At 63.9% G+C, this 524-nt stretch carries 1 protein-coding gene; it reads left to right on the top strand.

Annotation, left to right across the window (positions count from 1 at the left end):
- The coding region (locus HU720_RS23950; protein WP_186523629.1) for a phosphopantetheine-binding protein at positions 1–524 on the top strand (524 nt) is incomplete at both ends.

The following is a 524-nucleotide window of genomic DNA, read 5'->3' as shown; positions in this document are numbered from 1 at the left end:
CTGGCCGGCGAAGTGGACGGCTGGCAAGCCCAATTGGCCGAACACCTGCGTCGCGGCCTGCCGGACTACATGGTGCCGAATCAATGGCTGGCCCTTGATGCACTGCCGCTGTCACCCAACGGCAAGCTCGACCGCAAGGCGCTGCCTGCCGTTAATACCGCAACGCTGCAAAAAGTCTACGAAGCGCCAGCCAATGCCAGGGAGCAACGCCTGGCGGCTGTCTGGGCCGATGTGCTGCGCCTGGAGCGCGTTGGCGTGAATGACAACTTCTTCGAGCTCGGTGGCGACTCCATCGTCTCCATCCAAGTGGTGGGGCGTGCGCGTCAGCAGGGCCTGCACTTCAGTCCCAAGGAGCTGTTCCAACACCAGACCGTTCGCGGCCTGGCAGGGGTGCTGCGTGAGGGCGGCGACGCCGTACATGCCGAACAAGGCCCAGTGACCGGTGATATGCCGCTGTTGCCCTTCCAGCAATGGTTCTTCGCCCAGGCCATGCCCGAGCCTCAGCACTGGAACCAGTCGCTGTT

This window comes from Pseudomonas sp. SWRI51 (assembly GCF_014268825.1).
Taxonomy (GTDB): domain Bacteria; phylum Pseudomonadota; class Gammaproteobacteria; order Pseudomonadales; family Pseudomonadaceae; genus Aquipseudomonas; species Aquipseudomonas farsensis.
Note: the sequence above shows the minus strand (reverse complement) of the source record. Positions and strands in the feature narration are given on the sequence as shown.